This is a genomic window from Empedobacter sp. UBA7611 (assembly GCF_002484365.1).
GTDB classification, from domain to species: domain Bacteria; phylum Bacteroidota; class Bacteroidia; order Flavobacteriales; family Weeksellaceae; genus Empedobacter; species Empedobacter falsenii_B.
Map to the genome: position 1 here is coordinate 6,304 of NZ_DLJR01000041.1, position 26,401 is coordinate 32,704.

At 32.6% G+C, this 26,401-nt stretch carries 16 protein-coding genes; 3 read left to right on the plus strand and 13 right to left on the minus strand.

Annotated features, from left to right (window positions below):
* Window positions 1–51 precede the first annotated feature (51 nt).
* The 5 genes from B3R94_RS06585 to B3R94_RS06605 all read right to left on the minus strand — a co-directional run bounded on the left by B3R94_RS06585 (window position 52) and on the right by B3R94_RS06605 (window position 7,118).
* The gene (locus tag B3R94_RS06585) at window positions 52–981 is read right to left on the minus strand and encodes a cation diffusion facilitator family transporter (protein ID WP_125349438.1); all 930 of its coding nucleotides are present in this window, start codon (window positions 979–981) and stop codon (window positions 52–54) included.
* A 58-nt stretch (window positions 982–1,039) separates the two neighbouring features.
* Entirely contained in the window at window positions 1,040–2,668 is a 1,629-nt protein-coding gene (pruA, locus tag B3R94_RS06590) for an L-glutamate gamma-semialdehyde dehydrogenase (RefSeq protein ID WP_125349439.1), read from the minus strand.
* A 113-nt stretch (window positions 2,669–2,781) separates the two neighbouring features.
* Window positions 2,782–3,501, minus strand: coding sequence for a DUF1003 domain-containing protein (locus B3R94_RS06595; protein ID WP_280035321.1), 720 nt, complete (start codon window positions 3,499–3,501; stop codon window positions 2,782–2,784).
* 66 nt (window positions 3,502–3,567) lie between these two features.
* Entirely contained in the window at window positions 3,568–6,132 is a 2,565-nt protein-coding gene (locus B3R94_RS06600; protein WP_291099478.1) for a hypothetical protein, read from the minus strand.
* Window positions 6,129–7,118, minus strand: a complete 990-nt coding sequence (locus B3R94_RS06605) for a hypothetical protein (RefSeq protein ID WP_291099481.1) — start codon at window positions 7,116–7,118, stop codon at window positions 6,129–6,131. Before B3R94_RS06605 ends, B3R94_RS06600 begins: the two co-directional genes overlap by 4 nt.
* Before the next feature lie 100 nt (window positions 7,119–7,218).
* Between B3R94_RS06605 and B3R94_RS06610 the strand changes: the two genes are divergently transcribed.
* Entirely contained in the window at window positions 7,219–7,578 is a 360-nt protein-coding gene (locus tag B3R94_RS06610) for a DUF2200 domain-containing protein (RefSeq protein ID WP_291094921.1), read from the plus strand.
* Between the two features lies 1 nt (window position 7,579).
* Here B3R94_RS06610 and B3R94_RS06615 read toward each other — a convergent pair whose 3' ends face one another.
* The 3 genes from B3R94_RS06615 to B3R94_RS06625 all read right to left on the minus strand — a co-directional run bounded on the left by B3R94_RS06615 (window position 7,580) and on the right by B3R94_RS06625 (window position 13,998).
* A complete protein-coding gene (locus B3R94_RS06615; RefSeq protein WP_291099484.1) occupies window positions 7,580–10,219 on the minus strand; it encodes a DEAD/DEAH box helicase family protein in 2,640 nt (879 codons plus the stop codon).
* 22 nt (window positions 10,220–10,241) lie between these two features.
* Complete coding sequence (locus tag B3R94_RS06620) at window positions 10,242–11,492, minus strand: type IX secretion system plug protein domain-containing protein (RefSeq protein WP_291099493.1); 1,251 nt, start codon at window positions 11,490–11,492, stop codon at window positions 10,242–10,244.
* 91 nt (window positions 11,493–11,583) lie between these two features.
* Window positions 11,584–13,998 carry an alpha-ketoacid dehydrogenase subunit alpha/beta gene (locus B3R94_RS06625; RefSeq protein WP_291099496.1) on the minus strand — a complete coding sequence of 805 codons (2,415 nt, stop codon included), beginning with the start codon at window positions 13,996–13,998 and terminating at the stop codon, window positions 11,584–11,586.
* A gap of 120 nt (window positions 13,999–14,118) precedes the next feature.
* Between B3R94_RS06625 and B3R94_RS06630 the strand changes: the two genes are divergently transcribed.
* The gene (locus B3R94_RS06630) at window positions 14,119–16,860 is read left to right on the plus strand and encodes a M16 family metallopeptidase (RefSeq protein WP_291099498.1); all 2,742 of its coding nucleotides are present in this window, start codon (window positions 14,119–14,121) and stop codon (window positions 16,858–16,860) included.
* A gap of 218 nt (window positions 16,861–17,078) precedes the next feature.
* Entirely contained in the window at window positions 17,079–18,095 is a 1,017-nt protein-coding gene (locus B3R94_RS06635; RefSeq protein ID WP_280050768.1) for a hypothetical protein, read from the plus strand.
* Between the two features lie 74 nt (window positions 18,096–18,169).
* On the opposite strand, the gene B3R94_RS06640 is transcribed toward B3R94_RS06635, so the two are convergent.
* The 5 genes from B3R94_RS06640 to B3R94_RS06660 all read right to left on the minus strand — a co-directional run bounded on the left by B3R94_RS06640 (window position 18,170) and on the right by B3R94_RS06660 (window position 26,154).
* On the minus strand, window positions 18,170–19,771 hold the full coding sequence (locus tag B3R94_RS06640; RefSeq protein ID WP_291099500.1) for a class I SAM-dependent methyltransferase: 1,602 nt from the start codon (window positions 19,769–19,771) through the stop codon (window positions 18,170–18,172).
* Window positions 19,772–19,898: 127 nt separating this feature from the next.
* Window positions 19,899–20,510 (minus strand): PepSY-like domain-containing protein, encoded by a 612-nt coding sequence (locus tag B3R94_RS06645; RefSeq protein ID WP_291099503.1) that lies wholly within the window; start codon window positions 20,508–20,510, stop codon window positions 19,899–19,901.
* 79 nt (window positions 20,511–20,589) lie between these two features.
* The gene (locus B3R94_RS06650) at window positions 20,590–21,978 is read right to left on the minus strand and encodes an alpha-amylase family glycosyl hydrolase (RefSeq protein ID WP_291099506.1); all 1,389 of its coding nucleotides are present in this window, start codon (window positions 21,976–21,978) and stop codon (window positions 20,590–20,592) included.
* Window positions 21,979–22,004: 26 nt separating this feature from the next.
* On the minus strand, window positions 22,005–23,660 hold the full coding sequence (locus tag B3R94_RS06655) for an alpha-amylase family glycosyl hydrolase (protein ID WP_291099509.1): 1,656 nt from the start codon (window positions 23,658–23,660) through the stop codon (window positions 22,005–22,007).
* Window positions 23,661–23,976: 316 nt separating this feature from the next.
* Window positions 23,977–26,154, minus strand: a complete 2,178-nt coding sequence (locus B3R94_RS06660) for a glycoside hydrolase family 97 protein (RefSeq protein ID WP_280050763.1) — start codon at window positions 26,152–26,154, stop codon at window positions 23,977–23,979.
* Between the last annotated feature and the right edge of the window lie 247 nt (window positions 26,155–26,401).

Below are 26,401 nucleotides of genomic sequence, written 5' to 3' on the forward strand. Positions count from 1 at the left end.
ATCAAAAAGAGAAGCAATTGCTTCTCTTTTTTTATTTAAATTGATTTATTTTTACTCCTCCACTCTTTTATCTTCAATGTGATTTGTTCGAAAATATTCTCGAACCGAAACAAACGTAGGTTCTATATGCACTAAAACGTCTTTTACTTGTGGCATTTTGGCTTGTACAGCATCTTTCAGATCATGACTAATTTTATGTCCTTCCACTACCGAAATCGTTCCATCGACTATTGCATGTAAATCCACATAATAATTCATTCCGTTCTTACGCACATTACATTTTTCAGTCGCCATAACACCAGGAACATGCGAAGCGATTTCTCTGATTTGTTCAATTTCATTTTCGTACAATTGTTCATCCATAATTTCTCCCAACGCAGGTCGAAGGATTTTGTACGCATTATATAAAATAAAACTTGATGCAAAAAGTGCTGCAACATCATCTGCTGCCTCCCAACCTGGTCCCATTACCAATGAAATCGAAATTCCGATAAACGCCATTAACGATGTAATTGCGTCCGAACGATGATGCCAAGCATCTGCTTTTAGAGAAGAACTATTGGTTTCAACACTTTTTCGCATTACATACTGAAACGATAATTCTTTGAATAAAATAATTCCTCCAAGAACTAATAAGGTAAATGGTTTGGGCTGATGATGTGGTGTAATAATATTGTTAATACTTTCTTTTGCAATGATAATCGCAGAAACAATAAGGAAAGTAACCACTAAAAATGTGATTAACGCTTCTGCTTTTCCGTGCCCGTAAGGATGATTTTCATCTGCAGGTTTTGCAGAATACTTTAGTCCAAAGAAAACAAATATAGAAGAAAAAACATCTGCCGAAGACTCGATTGCATCTGCAATAAGTGCGTAAGAATTCCCAAAATAACCAGCCAAAAACTTAATTCCAGCCAAAGAAGCGTTTCCTACAATACTAAAAATTGAAGCTTTGATTGCTTTTTCCGAATTATCATTCATACCAAAAAAATAAGCCCTACAAATGTAAGGCTTATTCTAATTTTATATCTCGAAAATATTATTTTTCTAAGAATGGGTATTTATAATCTTTTGCAGGAACAAATGTTTCTTTGATTGTTTGAACAGAAGTCCAACGTAACAAGTTCATTGCAGAACCTGCTTTATCATTTGTACCAGAAGCACGCGCTCCACCAAATGGTTGTTGTCCTACAACTGCACCTGTTGGTTTGTCGTTGATGTAGAAATTTCCACAAGCATTTTTCAATGCTTTAGCAGCTAATTCTACAGCAGCACGATCTTTCGCGAAGATTGATCCTGTTAATGCGTAAGCAGAAGTTTCGTCAACTAATTTTAAAGTTGCTTCGAATTCATTTTCATCATAAACATAAACTGATAATACAGGCCCGAAGATTTCTTCTACCATTGATTCATATTTAGGATTCGTTGCTTTGATAACTGTTGGTTGAACAAAATATCCAACTGAATCATCATAAGTACCACCAATTACAACTTCAGCTTCAGAAGATGCTTGTGCACGATCGATATATGCTTTAGATTTTTCGAAAGAGTTTTTATCGATAACCGCTGTCATGAAATTAGAGAAATCCTCTGGAGATCCTAATGTAACAGTTGCTAACATTTCTTTCATTTGTTTCTCAACTTCGCTCCATAAGTTAGATGGAATATAAGCACGAGAAGCAGCAGAACATTTTTGTCCTTGGTATTCAAACGCTCCACGAACTAAACCTACAGCAACTTCTGTTGGACAAGCTGATTTGTGAACCATTACGAAATCTTTTCCTCCTGTTTCTCCTACGATACGTGGATAAGTTCTGTAATTGTTGATGTTATCTCCAATTTGTTTCCATAAAGTATTGAAAACTTTTGTAGAACCTGTGAAGTGTAAACCTGCAAAATCTTTGTGTTCTAAAACTGTTTTTGCAGTTTCTGCTCCATCAGTTAAGATCATGTTGATTACACCATCTGGTAAACCAGCTTTTTTGAACACTTCCATTGTTACTTTAGCAGCTAAAGTTTGTTTATCAGAAGGTTTCCAAACTACAACGTTCCCCATCAAAGCCATACAAGATGGTAAGTTACCAGCAATTGCAGTAAAGTTGAAAGGAGTAATTGCAAAAGTAAACCCTTCTAATGGACGATAATCTACACGATTCCAAATTCCAGGAGAAGAAATTGGTTGATCTGCATAAATTTCTGTCATGTATTGTACATTGAAACGTAAAAAGTCAATCAACTCACAAGCTGAATCAATTTCTGCTTGCATTGCATTTTTAGATTGACCAATCATTGTTGCAGCATTTATTTTTGCACGGTAAGGACCAGCAATCAAATCTGCAGCTTTCAAGAAAATTGCCGCTCTATCTTCCCAAGGCATTGCAACCCAAGCTTCTTTTGCAGCTAAAGCTGTATCAATCGCTTTTCTTACATCATCTTGTGTTCCTTCGTGGAAATAACCAACAACTTTTTGGTGGTCATGTGGAGGACGAATTTCTTTTTTATTTCCTGAAAAAATTTCTTCAGAACCAATGTATTGAGGAACTTCAGTTACCTCGTTAAACATTTTTTTGTATGCGTCTAATAATTGCGCACGCTCTGGCGTTCCAGGAGCATATGATTTTACCTCTTCGTTAACAGCGTGAGGAATTTGAGCAAATGATTTTGACATTTTGATTATTTTGTTTGTTTATACTTTTCAAAGTTCAAATTTAAGAAAAATAAATGGAAATGTTTCAGTTCAGATAATTAAGTCTTTTATCACTTTAGACATAAAATTATCCATTATTCTTCCTTTTTATTTTCTTTTTTATCTTTTGTATGAAGAATTTGATTTTCGATATTTTCTAAATATTGAATCTGCATTTCCTGTATTTCTAATAATTTTTTATTCTGATGAACCAATAAATGATCTATTTTTTCACTTAATAATTTTATTTCCAATTCAGCTTTCAAGTTAATCTTATAATCATGTTCGGCTCTATCACGATCTTTATCTTCTTGACGATTTTGACTCATCATAATAATTGGTGCTTGTATTGCTGCTAAACAAGACAAAATCAAATTGAGTAAAATAAATGGATAGGGATCAAAACCTTTGTTGTGCAACATCCAAAAATTAAGAAACATCCAAGCCAATAAGAAAATAAAAAAAGAAATAATAAATGTCCAACTTCCACCAAAAGATGCTACTTTATCTGCGATTCTATCGCCTGTTGTCAATGGCTTTGATGAATTTTCTTTTATATTCTCGGAAAGAATAGAATTATCACGAATCGCTTCCACTACATCTTGATCCAATTTTTCCATTTCACCTTTTTCTTGCGAAATCAAATTTGCAAAAAATTGACGACGATATTTGTTCAATATTTTTATCGAAACATAATCTTCTTCGGTAATTGCTGGATAATCTTGCTCAATCAATTTAAAAATCTCTTGCTGAATTTCTTTTCCTTTTACAGCTTCGTAGCGATTAATTGGTTCTTGAGTTACAAAACATTTCATAATAATCTATTTTAGTCAAAAATCACATTACAAAAAACGCTCCTAAAATTAGAAGCGTTTTAATTATTAAAAGTTATTTGTGTAATAATCGAAATATTTACAATTTGATTTTATTTCTTGATATGTTTTCGTGTCCGAATATTGTTTCAAATTTTTAAAATTAGAACGATAATTTGCCACTTTAAACCCTAAAATTTTATCTTCGTTATCATATTGATTTTCGTACAAACGTTTCAACACAGGGTCTTTTGCATTATAAAATCTTCCTTGTTCATTCTTAGACAATGCAAACAAAATTTGCGCTTTCATTTCTTTGTCTTTTGTCGAATCAAAAGCTTTTTTCAAATAATTTTCTGACGGCGTAAAATTATCTACGTAGTTTCCACCCCAACCGAAACTTTTGTAAAAGAAGTTGCTTGTCGCTTCATATTGATCACCATAATTATTAAATTTTGGTCCATTATCATTGTTTCGATCAAATGTCAACAAATAACGATAATAGCCTAAAGTCGTCGTATTGTAAAAGAAATTCCCCAACAAATAATTCGCTTTTGCAGCTTCTTCGGTATTCTTCTTTGCTATTTTATTCAATTCAATCATCGCATTTGTCAATTCTAATTTTGACATTTTTGGTTTGATAAATTTGAATTCATTCAAATATGATGTTGCGATCACTTGATTTTCGTCACAATTGAAACATTCAATCTTATTATATCCAAAGATTTTATTCGGAATATTATGATAACCATCAAACTGATTTTCTACCCAAGTTTTGCTTTCTTTTTCTGTTGTATAATCGTAATCATAAACAAAATAAGCACTTTCTGACGTGTGATATTTTTGATCAATCTTCTCAAATTCTTTTTTCGCCAAATCAAATTTCATTTCGCCTAAATACAATGTTCCTTTGAAATCGGCTAAATAATCTGATAATTTAAACTGAATTTCTTTTGATTTTTCTGTTCTCCAATCCCATGAACTCGATTTTACTTTTGCATTAATCAAATATTTTTCGAAAGCTGTTTTATTCGATTTTTTATCCAATTTATCTAAATCATTGATAATCGTCCAATCTGGATTTGAACCTAATTGTGTAATTTCATTATGAATCAAAAATGCTTTTCCTTTGTCACCTTGCAAAAAATATCGATTTGCTAAAACATCTAAAATCACATTTTTCAAGTTCATTTTTTGATCATCTTCATCCGAATAACCATAGACATCTTCTGGTAATTTTGGATATTCATAATTCAAAATCGACGCATATTTTTGCATCAATTGATTCTCAAAACTATCTGTAATTTTCTTTTGTTCGAAAATTTCTAATAAAATTTCAATCACTTTTTTCTGTTGTTGAAATTCTTTCGAAGTTGAATTTACTTTTGCTAAATAATCCTTTGTTTCCGCAAAATTTTTGTTCAATAAATTCAAATATGCCACCGATAAATTCCAATATTCTTTGTCGTCAGCTTTTATCACTTGCGATTTTGCCAAAGAAATTAATTCATTAATCTGAATTTCATCTTTCGAATTTTCATCAGAACTTCCATAATAATCGTTATTCGCTTTTACAGGCAAATACAAATCCGTGTATTTTTTTCGCACTTGCGACGAATCCCAATAATAATCTTCAGGATTTTGTTGCAAATATTCGCGCTCAATTAAATTGATAGAACGCGCAAATAAAATTCTCGCTTGTGGCGCATTTACATCATTTGCAATAATTTTTTTTGCAGGCGCCAACGGATTCGAAAAATCGTTGTAACCAATTAACAAATACAAATCATTTTTCTCTTGAATCGTTTTGGCATTGGCTAACATTTTCTCATAATTCAAATCTTCTGTCACTCGCATCGATTGATAAGCACTCATTTTTCGATCATTCGAATGAGAAAAAACTTCGAAAAAGTCATAATTCGCCTGAATATAATTTCCAAGCGCACGCTCCGCACCACCTTTTTGATCTAATGCATAATAGTACATCGAATTTTTGAGTCCTTGCGAAGCCACATACATATTAAAATAGTTGATGGCATCTTTATATTCGTGGAAATAATGCGCAAAACGTACCAATTGATAACCATAACGGATTTTTAATTCTTTGTCCGTTTCTGCATTCCAACTTTTCTTTAGAACTTCAAGAACTTTTTTATAATTTAGATTATTGACATTTTTTTCGGGACGATCGACATACGACCATTCACCATTATCGATGTAATAAAAAGCCATGTAAGGCTCTAAATACTTAGCATACGACAGATAAAGTAAACTTTGTTTATTCTTTTTTACCCAATCTGTTGTTGCAAAATTATAGTTCGAATTCGACGATTTTCCATTCTTTACCATCATATCAATTTCTTGTTTCGATGCTTTAAAAACCAACTCAAATGCTTGTTGATAGCTAATTCCCAACGTTTTTTGCCAATCCAAAATATTTTCATTCTTTTGATTTGCATCCATTGTATAATATGGATTATCCAAAGTCATCAAAAATGGCTGATATTGCGGTGCTTCGCTTAATGTTTGCGAAAAAAGATTGTAGTAATAATAATCTTCTCCACCACCATCAGCACACGCAAATACTTTGGTTAAACCAAAAGTTAAGCATAAAGTAAGTACTATTTTTTTCATAATTGTGTTGGTATTGTTTTCAAAAATTTTGAGTCTAAATGATAATAAATCAAGCGATAATTGTAAGATAATTTTGTATCGATAAATGATTTTGCTTCAACTAATAATTCGGGAGAAATCATTTCAACTTTTATTGTAAAACCTTTGCTCACATAAAAATTTCGTACAAAAAAATCATCTTCCACTTCATAAAATCCATTTCTGATTTTCTTTACAGGTTTTCCTATCAAATCTTGCTCCGAAAAAGAATTGATTAATTTTATTTTTCCTTGATGATTTGTCAAAATTGCCCACGAATAAATTGGCAAAGCAACATCTAATTTGATTGGATAATCGTTCAAGTTTTTTAAATAATCTTTTGCTATTTTCAAATCTAAAATCGAATTATTTTCAGATTGATCAGTTGGATTTTCGGTTGCATAACACATCAAAACCATTTTATCCAAAGGCGGAACTCCTTCTTTGTCTTTAAATTTGACTTGATGCAAACGCAAAGTTGCCGAAAGTTTTTTTCCCGAAATATGTTTCAATTCCGACAAAAACATAAAATAATTCTCACGCGTAGATTTCGTCCAATCACAATCTATCTGAATTTCATTGAAACTTTTTAGATTTCCTCTTTCAGCCGTTTCACTCAAAAAATTATACACATCTTTTGCTAAAATTTTGACTTGATCTTTTGATGTATTCAGAAAAGTTTGATTGGTAATAAAAACCGTCGGAATATAATTGACATTGAGCTTCGTTGCATCAAAATTCTGAATAATTCCAACTGGAGAAATTTTATTCAACTTTTTATCCACATCAAAAAAACGAACATAAATATTTTCCACTTTTAGTGAATCAACCGCTTTTTTCTCTGTTTCATTCACCGAATAATTACTTCGCCAATAATAAAAATCAATTGGTGATTTTTTGGTTTCAGAAATACATCCAACCAAACTAATTATCGTAAACAGTGTTAAAAATCTAAATAAAAATTTCATACTCAAATTTAACTCAAAATCTATAAATCACAATCGATGAAAATAGTGAGATTTTATCAAATTAATTGTCGAAATTTATCCTCTATAATATTCTTAAAAAATGAATGATAAAAATTTTCAGCGTGTAATCGAAATGTCTTTTGCAAGTGTTTATCCGCATTACATCACGAAAGCAGAAAAGAAAAACCGAACAAAAACGGAAGTTGATCAAATTATTTTTTGGTTAACAGGTTATACTGAAAAAGATTTGGAAGAAATTTTAACAAAGAAAACTAACTTTCATGATTTTTTTGAAAATGCACCAAAGTTTAATCCAAATTCAACTAAAATAAAAGGTGTGATTTGCGGCTATCGTGTGGAAGAAATTGAAAATCCATTGATGCAAAAAATTCGATATTTAGACAAATTAATCGATGAATTAGCCAAAGGAAAAACGATGGAAAAGATTTTGAGAAGTTAGATTATTTCCACTTTTTGATATGTTCAATTGGTTGCTTTAATTGAAAACTTAACGATTTTATTTTTGCTTTGATCAACTTTTTTCGTCCATAATAACTTCTTGTGTAATGCAATTCTGCATCGCCTACAAGTTGCAACCATTGTTGATGAAAATATTCAGCCTTTTTCTTGTGTTGACCAATAATTTCGGGAACCGAATGATAATCTCTTTGTTTGAAAAGCTTCATCAGCACACTTTTTCGTTCGATAAAATAACGTGGATTATCAATTGGATTTAAAATATTTTCGAGCGAATGTAAAAAAGTCGCCTTATCATAAGTTGTTGCCGACAATAAACTACACGAAATATTTCCCGATTTATCTACAGTTGTCAAAATATTTGTTTCTCGCAATTCATTAGACAATAAATTAAAATGTTGCAAAGTATTGAATAACGCAACAGCTATTTTCTGAAAATCTTTGGTGATATCTCTATATTGAATATAAAGTTTGATGTTTTTGTAAAAATTAACTCCGAAATACACAATTCCGACCGTTGAGAGAAAAATTATGGTTGAAAGAAAGCTTTTTTTCGACATCGAAAATAAAAGTGTTCGAATACTTTCTTCGAAAAAGAAAACGATAAAAGAGATGAATGAAAGAAGTAAACTTGTTGTTAAACTTTTTATCGACTTCGAATAATACAAATGTTTTGAGAAATCATATTCTTTTTCTCCGTCATAAAAATACTTTAATTCATTATCAATCTTTGTTCCTTCGGCAATAGAATTTGTCCAAGAATCTCTAATTTGAACATCATTTTTACTCCATTCTATCGTTTGCTGATTGTAATTTTCAATAGATTCCTCTGTAAATTGTTCAGGAAGATTCAGACGAGAAATACCATTCGAAATCGTGTTTTCTTTTTGCGAAATCCCAACAAAAGCCTCAAATCGTTGTCTCATTTTATCCAAATCTCCACCTCCATTTTGCGCAAACAAATCCAACGTAACCAAATGCCAAACGTTACTCACTTTATTTGGTTCTTCAGAATTCACACGAATCGCACGCCCACGCATCTGATTTGATGTTACAAAAGAACCTACATTACTCGCTAAAATCAAACTATTGATACTCGGCGCATCCCAACCTTCGCCCAAATAAGCGCGAGTTCCGACAATTATTTTGATAACACCTTTGTTAAATAATTTTGTTAAAACAGCCAATAAATTTCCTCTTGAATTATCTTCCGTAACAACTTCGAAAAAATTATCATCGAACATCACCGATTTAAACTGAATCGCTTCTGCTCTATCTTTGAACTGATAAATTATTTTTGGAAGAATTGTTTTCGAAACGATTACCATCGAACCTGTAATAATCGCAAGATGTGGAATTATTTCTGAATTTAGATTTCGAAGTTTTTCGAAAATTGGAAAAACGCCTAACTTTATTTTACTTGGTTCATTCTGTAAATTATCCGAATAAAATTCTTTTCGAATATAATCGGTCAAAATTACCATGTGCAACTTATCGCCCAAATGTTGGTATTCTGATTTTACAATTTCTGCAATACTATCAATCTTTTTTACACTATTTATCAGCGAATTTTTAACTTTTTGATTATAATGTAAAGTAACTTTTATCTGATCGATTGCTCCGATTCGTTTTAAATTCGTTAAAAATGGTTTCAAAAATTTCTCGTGTTCCAAATAAAATTCTTCATCTTTAAACAACAAATAATTGAACATACATTCTGCCCAATAATAATTGAAAGGCGGAAAATCTATCGTTTCGTTTTCTAATAAATCCAAATGCTGAAAATCCAATGGCGTATCAAACGATTTCAGATAAATCACAAAAGACGCATAGGCATCAAAATCTGCATAAATTTCGTCGAAACAACTTGCAGGCGTTTTGATAAAATCTAACATCAAAACAAATTCATACAAAGCTGTATTTTCTTTAACCTCTTGGAAAAAAGCTTCTACTTCTTCAAGGTTTTTGGAAATAATTTCACTCTCAAAATTTATGGGAAATGAACACAACAACAAATCTTGATGCGGACACAAATCTTTTTGTTTGACTAATTCTGGAATAGATATTTCGCAATCAATCGGACCACAAAAAGTGAGATAACGATTCCATTCTTCTTTCGCAACATCAAAAGGCGGCGTAGCAGTTAACGCCACAATCTTTGGTGATAATTCACTTTTGATTTTATTGAGACTTTTCCACCATTCATTTTTTAGATGATGCGCTTCATCTACAATCAAAGTTTTGACGTTATTTTCTTTTAATAATTGAATCAAAGATTGTTCGTCTTTTACCATCGAAGCATGTAATCCTTGATAAGTAGAAATGGTAAGAAATTTTGGTTGATGAATATCCATCGAAATCCAATCGACTTCCTGATTATCAAGAAAAAGCTCAATAAATCGATCTTTCCATTGATTACGAATCGCTAAAGTTGGCGCTAAAATAAGCGTAGGCTCATTAATTCGAAGCATTACTTCCAATCCCAAAACCGTTTTTCCAGAGCCAGGCGGTGCTACAATATTAAGATGCGCATCTTTTAAATGAAATTCTAATTCATCTAAAACACGCTGTTGATAATCGCGCCAAGAATACTTAAATTTTATAGGTTGAGTGTTGAAAGTCATGATTGATAAAAAACTGAATTATTTATCTCCTCGAATTTCCAGTTCCATATCCCATCAATACATCGTATCGTTGTCCCCAAGGGCGATAGTAAAACAACGCTTGATATTGATTTTCAGTTTGCCAAAAACTTCCGCTCACATAACTTGGATCAATTTTTCCTGTTTTAGTATTTTTTACGACATATTGATAATTGTAATAACCTTGTTTCAAGAATAATTCGGTTACCCAAAATCCTGCATCGTCTTTTTCTAATTTCGAATTTTCATCAATTTCCCAATTATTAAAAGCTCCCACAACATACGGAACGTACAATCCATTTTGATCTTCGAAAGCGTCTAAGGCAAAATAAACCCACGAATAATCTGCTTCAGAATTTGCTGCATATTCGTTTCCATAACGATTATTTCGGATATAAAAATTTCCATTAATGTCTGGATAATCATCATAAGGTAAATTATATTTCGGAATATCTGCACGCAAAACAGTGTGGTAAACACTATCTTTTCTGAATGTTTTTTCTGTTGTTAAACTCGGAACTTCTAAATTTTTGTTATCAAACCAATTATATTCTGCACCACCGTCAAACAAAATATTGGTATCATTATATGTTAATTGATTTGGACGAGAAAAAGATGGTCGATTAACAAAATAACCTTCATTCCAATTGTTATTTTTCATCAAAAATAATCTTGCGCCATCAGGAACTTCAGTTAAATTTTGTGTTCCACTTGAAACTTGAACTTGCAAACGCTGATTCAATTCTTTTACGGTTGGATTATTGTAACGAGAAACCATCACACCAACATCCGCAATTGGTTGATAAACGGCAAAACGTTTCGTGAAAATTGGATTCGAATCATTTTCTAAATACACTTTCAATACATAATTTCCAGGCAATTTTACATTCATTTGCTCATTCGGAAATTGAATTTGATAATTGGTATATTTTTGATACGTATTGAATGAATTTTTATAAGTTCGCGCATAATCAGCATTAACACCATTTAGAAATTCAGTTTGAAAAATATTCGATTCAGACCAATCTGCATTTCTGTGTTCGATAGAATATTGATAACGTTTGTAACCTGCGCTGATATCATCAAAAAGAAAAATTAATCTTTCGCTAGAACCTAACTTGATAATGGGTGTATTATCGTTTGTTTGCGGGTTAAAAACTTGAATCGTCTTGATATTCTTTGGAGTAATTATATCCTGAAATTGTCCAAAAAGAACAGAAGTTAACAGACAAAGTATGATCGAATAAAATTTCATTTTCATTATAATTTTGATTGTTAAAAATACAAAAAAAGCGCATGCCTTTTTTGAAAAAGACATACGCTTATATAACTCTAAAATTTATTTTTTAGTACAAAGCAGGAAACTCATTTGGTTTCGCTTCGCGCATCAATTCATAAACTTGTTCTGTAATATCATCAACAGAAGGTTTTGAGAAATAATCTCCATCAGTCGCATACGCAGGACGGTGAGCTTTCGCTGTAATCGTCAATGGTGCGCTATCTAATGTAAAATATCCACCTTGTTTCTCGATAATTTCTTGTAACAAGAATGCACTTGCTCCACCAGGAACATCTTCGTCAACAATAACTAAACGATTCGTTTTGTTCAAACTTTTCGCAACATCTGCATTGATATCGAAAGGTAATAAAGATTGCGCATCAATTACTTCAACAGAAATACCTAATTGCTCCAATTCTTTCGCTGCATCCATCACAATTCTCCAAGTAGAACCATATGTTAACAACGTTACATCTTTTCCTTCTTTTGTAATTTCTACTTCACCAATTGGCGTTGTAAATTCACCGATATTAGTTGGTGCAGGCTCTTTCAGACGATAACCGTTCAAACTTTCTACAACAATTGCTGGCTCATCTGCTTGCATCAATGTATTGTAAAAACCTGCGGCTTTTGTTAAATCACGCGGAACCAAAACATTCACGCCACGAACCAAATTCAAAATTCCTCCCATTGGCGAACCTGAATGCCAAACACCTTCTAAACGGTGACCACGCGTTCTGATAATCACAGGCGCTTTTTGACCTCCGTTCGAACGATAAAGCACAGTTGCCAAATCATCAGAAATTCCCTGCAAACAATAAAGGATATAATCTAAATATTGAATCTCTGCAATTGGACGTAAACCACGCATCGCCAAACCAATTCCTTGACCAAGAATTGTTGCTTCGCGAATACCTGTATCCGAAATACGATCGATTCCATATTTTGCTTGAAGACCTTCTAAACCTTGGTTTACATCACCAATGTTTCCCGCATCTTCACCAAAAACTAATGCCTTTGGGTATTTTTCGAAAATTTTATCGAAGTTATCACGTACAATTACACGACCATCTTCTAATGTTGGATTTTCTCCAAACTCAGGTTTTACTTGTGGAACTTGTGTTGCTGTACCAGAAACTAATTTAGTCGAATAAATTTCTTCTTCACGTTTCATTTTAGCATCTAACCAAGAAATTAATTCAGTTTTAGAAGCTAAATTTTCTAAACGAGTTAAACGAATAACTTTACGAATTGCGCCATAAACATCACGTTTGAAAGGGCTTTTCTTTGATTTTAGATTACTAATTTCAATGTTGATAAAAGCACCATTAGCACTTTCTGAAGCAACTTTCGTTAATAATTCTAATGCTTCATTTTTCAAATCCAAAATTGGATTCAAATAATCGTCCCAACATTGTTTTTGAGAAGCTTTTACTTCAGCTTTAACATCAGCTTCTAATTGATCTAATTCTTCCGCAGAAATAATTGCTTCCGAATGATCTGCAAATGCTAAAATATATTCACGGAATTTTGTGATTCCGTCAAATTCTTTTTCCCAAGTCAAACGCTCCTCTGATTTATAACGCTCGTGCGAACCAGAAGTCGAGTGACCTTGCGGTTGCGTACATTCTTGCACGTGTACAATACACGGAATGTGATGCTCTCGCGCAAATCTTTCTGCACGTGTATACGCTTCAATCAAAGCAGGATAATCCCACGCTTTTACTGTAATAATTTCGTAACCTCTTTCTTCTTCCGTTCTTCCGAAACCTGATAATAATTCAGAAAGATTCGATTTTGTGCGTTGAAATTTAGCTGGTACAGAAATTCCGTAACCATCGTCCCAAATAGAAATCACCATTGGCACTTGCAAAACTCCACCAGCATTTATCGTTTCCCAAAAATGTCCTTCAGAAGTACTTGCATCTCCAATTGTTCCAAAAGCAATTTCATTTCCGTTTACAGAAAATTGTTGATCTTCGTCTGATTGAGGAACATTTCTAAAATATTTTGAAGCTTGTGCTAAACCTAACAAACGTGGCATTTGACCAGCTGTTGGCGAAATATCTGCACTCGAATTTTTTTGTTCTGTTAATTTTTTCCAAGAACCGTCTTCATTTAAAGAACGTGTGCCGAAGTGAGATGTCATTTGACGACCTCCAGATGAAGGTTCTTTCTCTAAATCTGTTAAAGCATATAATTGTGCAAAAAATTGTTCAACTGTTAATTGACCAATTGCGAACATAAATGTTTGATCGCGGTAGTATCCAGAACGGAAATCTCCATTTTTGAATACTTTTGCCATTGCAATTTGTGGTAATTCTTTTCCATCACCAAAAATTCCAAATTTTGCTTTCCCAGTAAGTACTTCTCTTCTCCCTAAAAGACTTACTTCGCGAGACATAAAAGCAGTCTTGTAATCATTAATGATTTGACTTTTAAACTCTTCGAAAGTAATTTTATTTACCTCTTTTGTTTCCATTTCTTTTGTTTGTTGCATCACAAATTTAACAAAAGATTTGTAACTTACACCATACAATTTGCGTCTAACGAATAGATTATAGAATTGTATCATCCAATTAATAACTATAAAAATAAATACATGAAAAAAACTTTACTGAGTATTTGTCTGGTTTTTGCCTTTGCAAATTCACCTTACTTAATGGCTCAAACGAAATCTGGAAGCGCAACTTTTGTGACGCAAGTAGAAGGAATTAAGGAATACAAACTACCAAATGGATTACAAGTTTTATTGGTTCCTGATCAATCGCAAAGTAATGTTGTGGTTAACATTGTGTACAATGTTGGATCTAAACATGAAGGTTATGGCGAAAAAGGAATGGCGCACTTGTTAGAACATATGTTGTTTAAATCAACTAAGAATTTAGGTGATATCAAGAAAATGTTATCTGACAAAGGTGGACGCGCAAATGGAACAACATATTATGATCGTACAAATTATTACGAAGTTTTCCCTTCAAGCGACGAAAATTTACGTTGGAGTTTAGAAATGGAAGCTGATCGAATGATTAATGCAACCATTAAACAAGAAGATTTGGACAAAGAGTTTTCAGTTGTGCGTAATGAATTTGAAATTGGTGAAAATGATCCTTCAAGTGTTTTAATGGAACGCGTTATTTCTGCTGGCTATTTATGGCACAATTACGGAAAATCTACCATTGGATCTAAAGAAGATATTGAGCGTGTAAAAACACCACAGTTGCGCAAATTCTACGAAAAATATTATCAACCAGATAATGCAACTTTAATTATTGCTGGAAAATTTGACGAGAAAAAAACAATGGAATATGTGAATCAGTATTTTGCTTCAATTCCAAAACCAACGCGTGTTTTAGACGAAATTTTAACAGTTGAACCAGCGCAAGATGGTGAAAAATTTGTTGAAGTAAAACGTGCAGGAGATTCGCAATCTGTTGGTGTAATGTATCACGTTGCAGCATATAGCGATAAAGATTATGCAGCGATTGATGTTTTAAATAATATTTTAACTTCAGATCCTTCGGGATATTTGTACAAATCTTTAGTTGACACACACAAAATTGCTTCAATTTGGGCGTATAGTCCAGAAGTTCGCGATGCGAGTTTCTTCTACATCGGAACTGAAATTCCAAAAGAGAAAAATATCGAGCAAACTAAAAATGATATTCGTTCAGAATTAGACAAAGTTGCTACAATTAATTATACTGATCAAGATGTGCAACGTGCGAAAGCAAGTATTGTGAAAAACATCGAAAATCAAAAAAATAATACGATTAATTATGCCATTGGTTTAACAGAAATTGTTGGTGCTGGTGATTATCGTTTAGGTTTCTTGTACCGCGATAATATCGAGAAAGTAACCAAAGAAGATGTAAAACGTGTTGCTGAAAAATATTTTAGAGCGAATAATAGAACAGTTGGAACTTTTATTCCGACGAAAGATGAAATTCGTGTAAAACCGACTGAATTAACGAATAAACAAATCTCAGATTTAGTTTCGAACTACAAAGGTCGTGCAGTTGAGAAAGAAGCAAAACCATTTGAAGCTTCGATCAAAAATTTGAAAGCTCATTATGCAGAAGGAAAATTGAACAATGGTCTAAAATACGGAATCATCGATAAAGAAATTAAAGGTGAAAAAGTAATTCTTTCGTTTAATTTGCCAGTTTCTAATGAAAAAGATTTGGCAAATAAAGGAATGATTGGTCAACTAACAGCTGAATTGTTAATGTCTGGAACGAAGAATCTAACAAAAGAACAAATCAAAGATCAATTAGATGCTTTAAAATCTTCGGTTGGATTTAGATTTAGTGGACAAAATTTATCTGTAACAATCAATACGTACAAAAATTCATTAGACAAAACTATGGATATCGTACGTCAAATCATTACAGAACCTACTTTCCCAGATGCTGAATTAGCGAAATCTGTAAATGAATATGTAACATATTTGGATGCAAATACAAACGATCCGCAAGCATTAGCCTTCAACGAAATTAGTCGTTTAACATCTAATTATCCTAAATCTTCTATTTTCTACACAGCTTCTTTTGCTGAAACGAAAGATGATTTGAAGAAAATCAAACAAGCTGATTTAGTTGATTTTTATAAAAATATTTTAGGTGCGCAAAATGGTGTTGTTTCTATTGTTGGAACAAATGACAAAGCGAAAGTTGAAAAATTATTGAATGATACTTTTGGTAAATGGAACAGCAAATCGAAGTACGAAAAGGCGTATCCAACTTTTACAGCAACGAAGAAAGAGGATAAACTTTACAACATTCCAGACAAAGAAAATGCTGCTGCAGTTGGATCAATTAACTTCAAAATGAATCGTGAGAGTGCTGATTACGCCGCAATGGTTATGGCAAATGAAATGATTGGAAGTGGAGGATTTTTATCTGCTCGTATTCCAATGCGATTAAGAGAAAAAGAAGGAATCAGCTACGGCGCAGGTTCTTATGTTTCGATTCCAAGCGATCCTAAAAACGACGTTTCTTCTTGGGGATATTATGCATTCTTGAATCCAACAAAACGTGAAGCGGTTGAAAAAGCATTGAAAGAAGAAGTTGCAAAAGCATTGAAAGATGGTTTCACAGCGGACGAATTGAAAACAAATATTGTAAGTTGGAAAAACGGACGTACGACTTCTTTGGGAACTGACGGAACTTTATTAGGTTTATCGAATGGTTATTTATTGAACGGAATTTCGTTTGATGAATTTGATAATTTAGAGAAAAAAGTAGATGCATTGAATGTAAACCAAGTAAACGAGGTTTTCAAAAAGTACATTTCTTTGGATAAATTGACTTCTGTTTACACAGGAACTTTTGATAAAAAGTAAATACAATTCATATTAATTAAAAGAAAGCTTCAGATTATTCTGGAGCTTTTTTTATGATTTATTTAGAATAAAATTCTATCTGATTATTCATTTTCGGTCTAAAATGTGAAAAAATTTGTTAAAAAACCCTCATTTTAACATCATCATAAGTTTTTGGCATCATAATTTCTTAACACTAGAAACAATAAAAAAACAATTAACCTTAAATAATAATTCATATGCAAGGATTAGAAGAAAACAATCAACCAACAAACAAAGGAAAAAACGGTTTAGTAGTTCCTTTGGCATTAGTCGGAATCTTATTAGCAGGAAGCGTAGGATATAATATTTATCAAGCAAACCAAATCGGGAATCTTGAAAAAAATGAATCTTTAAATTCTCAAATCCTTAAAAACGAAACGGGTCAAAAAGATCAAATTCGTAAACAATATGATTCTATTTTAAACGACTATACACAATATAAAGCTCGTATCGAAGATCGTAACAATTTATTGGGCGATAAAGAAAATATGATTCAGTTAAAGAATCAAGATATTCAAGAAATTCTAGATAAAGACAATCCTACTGCAGAAGAAATGAATCGTGCTCGTAAAATGATCAACGATTTAGAAGGAAGTGTAAAAAATTACAAATCTGAAGTTGCGCGTTTACAAAAAGAAAATGCAATTCTTGTACGTAGTGTTGACGAATTAAATAATAAAAATTCTGCTTTAACAACAGACAACAATAATTTAAGAGAAAACAATAAAGAGTTAACATATAACTACGAAACAGAAAAAAGTGTTCGTCAAAAAGACAATGCAATTTCGAAAGGAAAGATTAATGAATTAAGTTCAACTTTATCTGTTTCGAATCAACAAATCAAAGGAATTCGTGTAAGAAATAGCGGAAAAGAAGTTGAAAAAACACGTGCAAAACGTATAGATAAAATTCGTGTTTCTTTTGATGTAGATCGTAATTCGAGAACAGAATCTGGAGAGAAAAAATTATATGTTGCTATCTATAATCCTGATGGAACTTTAGGAAGATATGGAAATGCACAAGGTGGACAAATTGAATTGAGATCTGGAGATACAGTAAATTTCTCTGATGCAATCAACTTTAATTACACAAACGGACAAACAAAAAATATTACGTTTGATTGGGAAAACGAGGAATTCCAAAAAGGAGTTTACACGTTCAATGTTTACGAAAATGGATTTAAGATTAGTCAAGCAAAAATAACCCTAAACTAATTATTGATACAAGACTAACCAAGAAAGCTCAGCAATTGCTGAGCTTTTTTTTGATTTAATATATTTTTTAAATATTATCGTTTCAAAAGATTAATACTAACTGTTGCCAACTCATTATTTGGATATTTTTTAAACAATGTTTTATCTGGAACCAAACCTGTTTCTTGACAAATACGATGAAAAACATCTACTTCCACAATATATTGATCCGAGAATCCATGCGTCGCATCATACGCTGTTGCCGGCGTATTTCCTAAATTCTTCGCCGTTAAATCTGGAGCAATTGTATGTAATTCGATCAATAACAATCCAAATTTATCTACATAAGGCGCCCATTTTTTGAGATGATTCAATAAATTTTGTTCCACATCATTGTTTGACAATCGTTTTCCTCTAAACGCAAAAGCTCCTGTAGAAGCACTAATTCGATTTGTTTTGACATCTTCTACATCTTCCCAAATTCGGTTATGATCTAAAAATGTTCGGATATTTAATAAATCACTCAACTCTATTGAATAATCATTTTTCAAATCCGTTGCCAAACGATCTGGATCGCCAATATCGCCCCAAATCACTTTTGCCCAAATATCATTTTTAATTAAATTGGCACGCGTTACTTTCAATGCTGCTTGATTATAATCTGCACCAACCAAGAAAAGCGGATATTCGTCTAGATGTTTTCCGCGTAAGGTTTGACGTTCTATGACATCATACAAATGTTGCAAAAGCGCTCCATTTCCACATCCCATATCCAAAATCCCTTTCGGTTGCTCTTCTATTGGACGATTAAAAATATCAACAATAAACTCATCAATCACTTTGAAATAAGTGGAATGCGCTCCTCCGCTACCCCAAACATTCATTTCGCGATTCACATGTTGCTCATCTTCACCATCGGTAATTTCACGCAATTTTGTTGGCGAACCGAAAAGTAAATCATTCAACTTTGCAAACATTGGTAAATAAGAAACTGTAACACCATACGATGTTGCTCGACGTGCAAAAAACAATCCTATTTCGGTGAATTTATAGTTTTTTTCGTGTTTAGTAAACCAACCTAATTCGGTTAATCTTTCTAATATTTTTTCGAAAGTTTGTGGATTTTTGTGAAATTCATCTGGATTGAAAGAAGCTTCCATAAAGTATTTATGAAACAAACCGCTCATTCCCATTCGCACAATAATTGGTCCAACCAAAACGCCTTCGATATGTTTGGTAATTTGATAATGCAAAGGTTTTTCAAGAAACTCTTCGTCATCAGCAGTCATCAAATAAGTTTTATATTTATCAAATAATTTGATCCATTTTTTACAAAACTCATCCGAAAAATCATGTTGATTGATTACCTCATTTTCTGCCAAAAAAACAGCTAAATCATGGTAAATATCAATATTAGTAAATGCTCGATCCGAATATTTATTGGTTTGAATTTCGACATTATCTTTCGCATTGTCCACCGAATATTCTAACATATTCTGCGAAGCCAATACACGCAAAGCAACATTTAGATAACCTTCGTTTGCCTGAAATTCTTTTGTCAATTCTTCTAACTGTATAGTTTTGTGCTCGACAATGTAATGCAAAGCTCCTTTTTTAGCCAAAGCGCTTAATACCGGAGCCGTTACCAAACCATCGAGATGTCTAAAAATTAGCGATCTCAAATATTTTTTATCCATTTTGGTTGATTTTTTCTACTATAAATATATTGAAAATTGCGAAAAGTTGATGTGAAGGTTATTGTAAATTTTAAAAATCAGAAATAAAAAAAACCTCATCTATTGATAAGGTTTTTGATGTATGTGATTAATCAATTTTGATAAAATTACCATTCAAATCAAATTTCAAATCGACATTATTTTGTAACAATTCTACTTTTATTTCTTTATCTTTTGTATCCATTTCAATTGATTTCGCATCAATTTTAGGATATTTAGTTTGAAGATATTTTTGAATATTATCTGGGAAAAATTTAATCGGAATCGCTTTTCCTAGACCATTTTTCACCTCCTTCCAATCTCCATTATCTGTAAATTCTATTTTTGTTCCGTCTTTCAACTGAATATTATATGTTGTGATATTGCGTTCAACTTCTTTTATTGCATTCACGAACTCCATATTACCAAAGTTTTTCGAAACAAAATTTTGTGCATTAACAGGCAAATTATTTGCTGAAATAACGGTTTCATTCGGGTCAATATTTACTGTTTTTTGTTGACCATTATCTTGCAAAACCACATAGGTATTTGACGAAGTCGATGATTCTGGATTATTTGCAATATCACTCTCCGAAACAATTGGCTGTTCTGCAACTTCAGATTTACTTGTGATAACTTCTGAGTTTTCTGTTTTCTTCGATTCGCACGAAGAGAAAACTAAGCTTAAAATGACGGCTGTTGATAAAATTACTTTTCTCATGATTTGGATTTTAAACGTTTATCAACAAGCATTATACCATAAAAAAAGCTGATTAAAAATTTAACCAGCTTTTAAGAGTTTATTTTTTCTTCTGAACTAAAATCAGGTATTCCCAAGGTTTTAATTTCAGTTTTGTTGTAGCATCAAATGTCACATCTTCGTTGTTCATAAAATTTTTGTACACACCATTAATTGGAACTGTAATTTCTTTATTTGCTTTCGTAAAATTCGCAATAAAATAAGCTTCTGTCGTATTTTTTTGACGTTTGAACGCTAAGATAGATTTATCATCAGATGTTTTCAAACGTTCGTAAGAAGCCGCTTTTTTCGCTCCATTAAACGCTTCATTTGTGATTTTTAATTCTCCTAACTTTTCGTAAACGCCACGCATTTTTGCTGTTGAATTACGATCAATAGAATCTTTGACAAAGAATTTTAAACGACGATTAAAATCTTCTTCTTGTCCATTATAAATCAAAGGAATTCCTGGTAAAGTATACGTTAATGCAGCAAATGTTTCGACCGCATCACCCATTCTTTCGTACTCAGTTCCAGCCCAAGAATTTTCGTCATGATTTGATGTGAATAATAATTTATAATCATCCGCTTGCCATTTTTTCGGAATCGAATCCATGTACGCATCAATCGCAGAAACATTCTTTTTACCTTTTGCAATGTCATTCATGATATGATGAATTTCCCAACCATAAGCGGCATCGAACGCATTATTTGCTAATAAATCTGGCTTCTCTGTTTCACCTAACATAAAAATTTCGCGACCTTTTGCCAATTGTGGTTTTGCTTCGTTCCAAAAATCTGTTGGAACTTCGTGCGCCATATCACAACGGAAACCATCAATTTTGAAATCATCTAACCAATATTTCATATCGGCAATCATCTGTTTGCGCATTTCTTTGTTATCGAAATTTAATGCCACAACATCCGACCAATCGTAAGGAGAATGCATTTTTCCGTTCTTATCTTGTTCGTACCAATCGGGATGTTGTTTTACCCAAGGATGATCCCAAGCCGTGTGATTCGCAACCCAATCCAAAATCACATAGATTCCGTTTTTGTGCGCTTCATCAACTAATTTCTTAAAATCTTCGGCATTTCCAAATTCTGGATTGATTCCTCTATAATCTTTGATCGAATAATACGAACCTAAACCTTCTTTTCGATTTTCTTCTCCAATTGGATAAATAGGCATAATCCAAAGGATTTTAACACCTAATTTTTTGATATTCGAAATCTCATTTGTTACCGCAGCAAAAGTTCCTTCTGGCGAAAATTGACGAACATTCACTTCATAAATCACAGAAGTTTCTGCCATATCAGCCGTAAAAGGTAAAATACCTTGTTGTTTCATTTCAGTTTTAACGTCTTCTGACTTTGTTTCCTTTTTGCTTTCACAACTTGTCAAAAACAAAGTTGTCATCAAGGTTAAACCAACTATTTTTTTTATCATTTTTTCTTCTATTACTTCTCAAAAAATTAATTCACTTTTTCCAATAATACAATATCAGAAGTCGTATTCAATTCTAAATTTCCGTTCACAACTTTTCCAGAAAAACCTGAATAAGCATCGCGAACTTTGGTACCATCTTTCCAAACAGAACTTACATTAATTGTTTTTTTTCCAATTGGCATTTCCAATCCAATCACCACTTCGTCTGTCTTATATTTTCTTGTAAAAATATACGGAGAATTTTGCAAATCTGTTTGATTTCCTGCTCCAACCGCTGGATGATTTCGTCTAAATTGTCCTAATTTTTGGTAATGATTCAATAATGATTCCGTTTCTGAATTTGGTTTAATATCTTCCCAGTTCATATTCGAACGAAGATTTGCATCTCCATCAACACCTTCAATCTCTAACGGACGAGCCGTTTCGTCTCCATAATAAATTTGCGAAATCCCTGGCGCCAATAACAATCGAGTTCCTGCATCCCAAGGATTTTGACGATTTTTATCAAAAGGCGAACCGTCATCGTGCGAGGTAATGTAGCTCATCACAGACTTTCCTTTCATCTTCTTTTGAAGAATATCATTGTATCGATCAAAAACAGTTTGATTAGATTCTTTTTGAGTTGAACGCAAATCGAAATTGATTAACGCATCAAATCCATTCTCGAAATAATTAACCGTTTTATCAGGAAAATTATATTGCTGACCATCATTAATCGAATATCCATAAACTTCTCCTAACAAGAAAAACTTATTTTGATCCAATACTTTTATAGGATTATTCGCTTTATATTCAGCAAACGCATCTTGACAAATTTCTTCGAATTTCTTCCAAACATTTTCTTCCGTATGTTTCACCGTATCGACACGATAACCATCAATTCCGTACTTACGAATATAGTCTGAAAGCCATTTCATGATATAATATTTCGGTGCTTTTGGAAGATTATATTTCGCGAAAAAAGCATTCAATTCAGCAACTTCTTTGTCTAAACGACCTTCTTGCGACCATTTTGCTAACAATTGCGGAGGCAACATCACATCATTTTCTGATTCCGTTAAAATGTCTGGAAGATTTTTTACCAACGTACATTCAATCGTCGTTTTGTAAGACTCATAGGTACATTGTGGAGAAATACGAACCCAATCAGCAGGAAAAACACCATCCGAATTTGTAACTGGACCTGTGTGATTAATCACCGCGTCCAACATAATACGAATGCCTTTCGCATGTGCTTTGTCTACTAATTCCTGTAACTCTTTTTCAGTTCCCCAGTTTTTATCAATCGACGTCCAATCTTTTGTCCAATAACCGTGAAATCCATATGTTTTTCCTTGTCCTTCGTCTACAAAACCGTGAATTTGCTCCACAATCGGTGTCATCCAAATCGCATTAACTCCTAAATCTGAAAAATAATTATCTTCTATTTTATTGATTACTCCACGAAAATCTCCTCCTTCAAAACCTCTTAATTTAGACGTTTCAGCAGTTCTTCCATAGTTGACATCATTCTTTTTATCTCCATTCTCGAAACGATCGGTCAACAAAAAATAAATATTTGCGCCATTCCAAACAAAAGGTTGTTTTTCTGAATGATTTGTTTGCGTAGCTTGTGTTGTTGTTTTTGAACAAGAGCTTAAAAACAATGAAGCTATTCCTAACGTGAAAAGTATTTTTTTCATAATTATGTTTTTATGATTTAATAAGAAACTGAATTAATTTCAGCTTTTCATTCTACTTTATGTCATCATGAAATGAATTCAGGATGACTTTCTACAATCATATTCATTTTTGTCTTGACACAAAAACGAATCAAAAAAGTCAAGGCGGTAAATCTATTTGACTAAAAATTTAAGCCGTTTCGAGAATGATTTAAAAATTCGCTAGCGCTCATTAAATCATTTTTACTCTTCACTTATTAAATTTTATTTACGTCATAGATTTAATGCCATTTTTAAATACGTTTTCAGAATAAACTTGGAACATATAAAATAGAGCTTATTTGATTTCTTTGATACTAATTGCAAAACCTCCTCCAGCTTGAGATGTTAAATCTAACACAGATTTTGAATCAACCTTTTTTGTTTCGATTTTATAGGCTTGAGGATTTGTTTTGTAATGCGCATCTTTTGCATCAGCATAGATTTTCGCTTCGTATTTTTTTCCTTTATCTAAGAAATCTAATTTAATTTTCGTTGAACGCGGTGTTTCTCCATTTACATTTCCAACAAACCAATTATTCGAATTTTTGTCTTTACGCGCAATTGTTAAATATCTTCCTGGTTCAGCTTCCAAATAGTTAGAATCTTGCCAATCTACAGGTACATCTTTGATGAATTGAAATGCATCAGAAAATTGTTTGTAATGCTCGATAATATCAGCAGCCATTTGTAAAGGAGAATACATTGTCACGTATAAAGCCAACTGATTTGCAATCGTAGAATTAACGTGAGAATGATTGTTTGGATTTAATTTTTTCACATCCATTTCGAAAATACCAGGCGTGTAATCCATTGGTCCACCTAAAAGACGCGTGAAAGGTAAAACCGTTACGTGATTTGGTTTAGAACCACCGAAAGCTTGGTATTCTGTTCCACGCGCAGATTCGTTTCCGATTAAATTTGGCCATGTACGCGCAACTCCTGTAGGACGAACCGCTTCGTGTGCATTAACCATTATTTTATAATCAGCCGCTTTTTCGATTGCATATTGATAATGATTAATTGTATTTTGGCTGTAATGATAATCTCCACGAGGAACAATATCACCAACATATCCACTTTTTACTGATGTATAACCATTATCGTTCATGAATTTATATGCTTTATCCAAATGTCTTTCGTAATTACGAATTGATCCAGACGTTTCGTGATGCATCATAATTTTTACACCTTTAGATTTTGCATAAGCATTTAACATTTTCACATCAAAATCTGGATAAGGTGTTACAAAATCGAACACATAGTCTTTGTGATTACCGAACCAATCTTCCCAACCTTCGTTCCAACCTTCAACTAAAACAGCATCAAATCCGTTTTCTGCAGCAAAATCGATGTATTCTTTTACATGTTCGTTATTTGCTCCATGTTTTCCGTTTGGCTTCGCATTTTTATAATCGGTTACACCTAATTGTACTGTCGGAAAATCATCTGTATATGCCCAAGAGCTTTTTCCTGTAATCATTTCCCACCAAACACCAACGTATTTTACAGGTTTGATCCAAGAAGTATCTTTAATTTTTGAAGGTTCATTCAAATTATAAACCAATTGCGGACCTTTGAAAGCAACTTCTCGTGCATCATCACTCGCAATAATAGTACGCCAAGGCGTATTGAAAGGCGCTTGTAAATAACCTTTATCACCCAAAGCATCAGGAGTCAACCAAGATTCAAACGTTAATGTTTTATCATCTAAATTCAAACTCATTGCAGGATAATTAATCAACGCTGCTTCGTGTAAATTGATGTAAAGTCCATTTGTTGCTTTCATCATCAAAGATGTTTGTACTCCTGTTTTTGAGAAAGCTTGTTGAGATGCATTTCCAATATAAGCTTTATCAAATAATCCTCTAATTTCTGATAATTTAGATTCTGTGTAATCGTATTCTTGCGTATCGTAATCACCAGGAATCCAAAAAGCAGTATGATCTCCTGCCATTGCGAATTGTGAATGCTCTTCTTTGATCACAAAATATTTCAAATTCTTTTGTTCTGGGAATTCGTAACGGAAACCTAATCCTTCATTAAACAAACGAAAACGAATAATCATTTGTCTATCTGTATTTGGTTGAGAAACCGTCACCGCTAATTCGTTGAAATTATTTCTGATTTTGTCTACTTCTCCCCAAACCGGTTTCCAAGTTTCATCAAAAGTTGATGTTTTAGTATCAATAATTTTGAAACCTGATAAGAAGTTTGCAATGTCTTTTGCACGCTCATCTTCTACTCGATCTTGCACTGCAAAATCCATTTCTTTATGCTTCGTTTTAAACTCAAATCCTAAATGACTTGGTTTAACCACATCTTTTCCTTTGTATTTTAACTGATAAGTAGGTTTTCCATCTTTAGACAACGAAAAATCCATTACAAAATTTCCGTTTGGAGATTTCAATTCTTGTCCATAAACCATATTCATCATCGCGATTCCTAACCCCAGTATAAACTTAAAGTTTTTCATATTTCTTGTTTTTGTTTTATTGTCTGTTTTATGCTTTACGCCTAATGCGTAAAGCAATAAATTTCTTGTCAAGCTGAACTTGTTTCAGCTTCTCATTCTCTACTTTATGTGATCCTGAAATGAATTCAGGATGACTTTTATATTTCATTCATTTTTGTCTTGACACAAAAACGAATCAAAAAAGTCAAGGCGGTAAATCTATTTGACTAAAAATTTAAACCGTTTCGAGAATGATTTAAAAATTCGC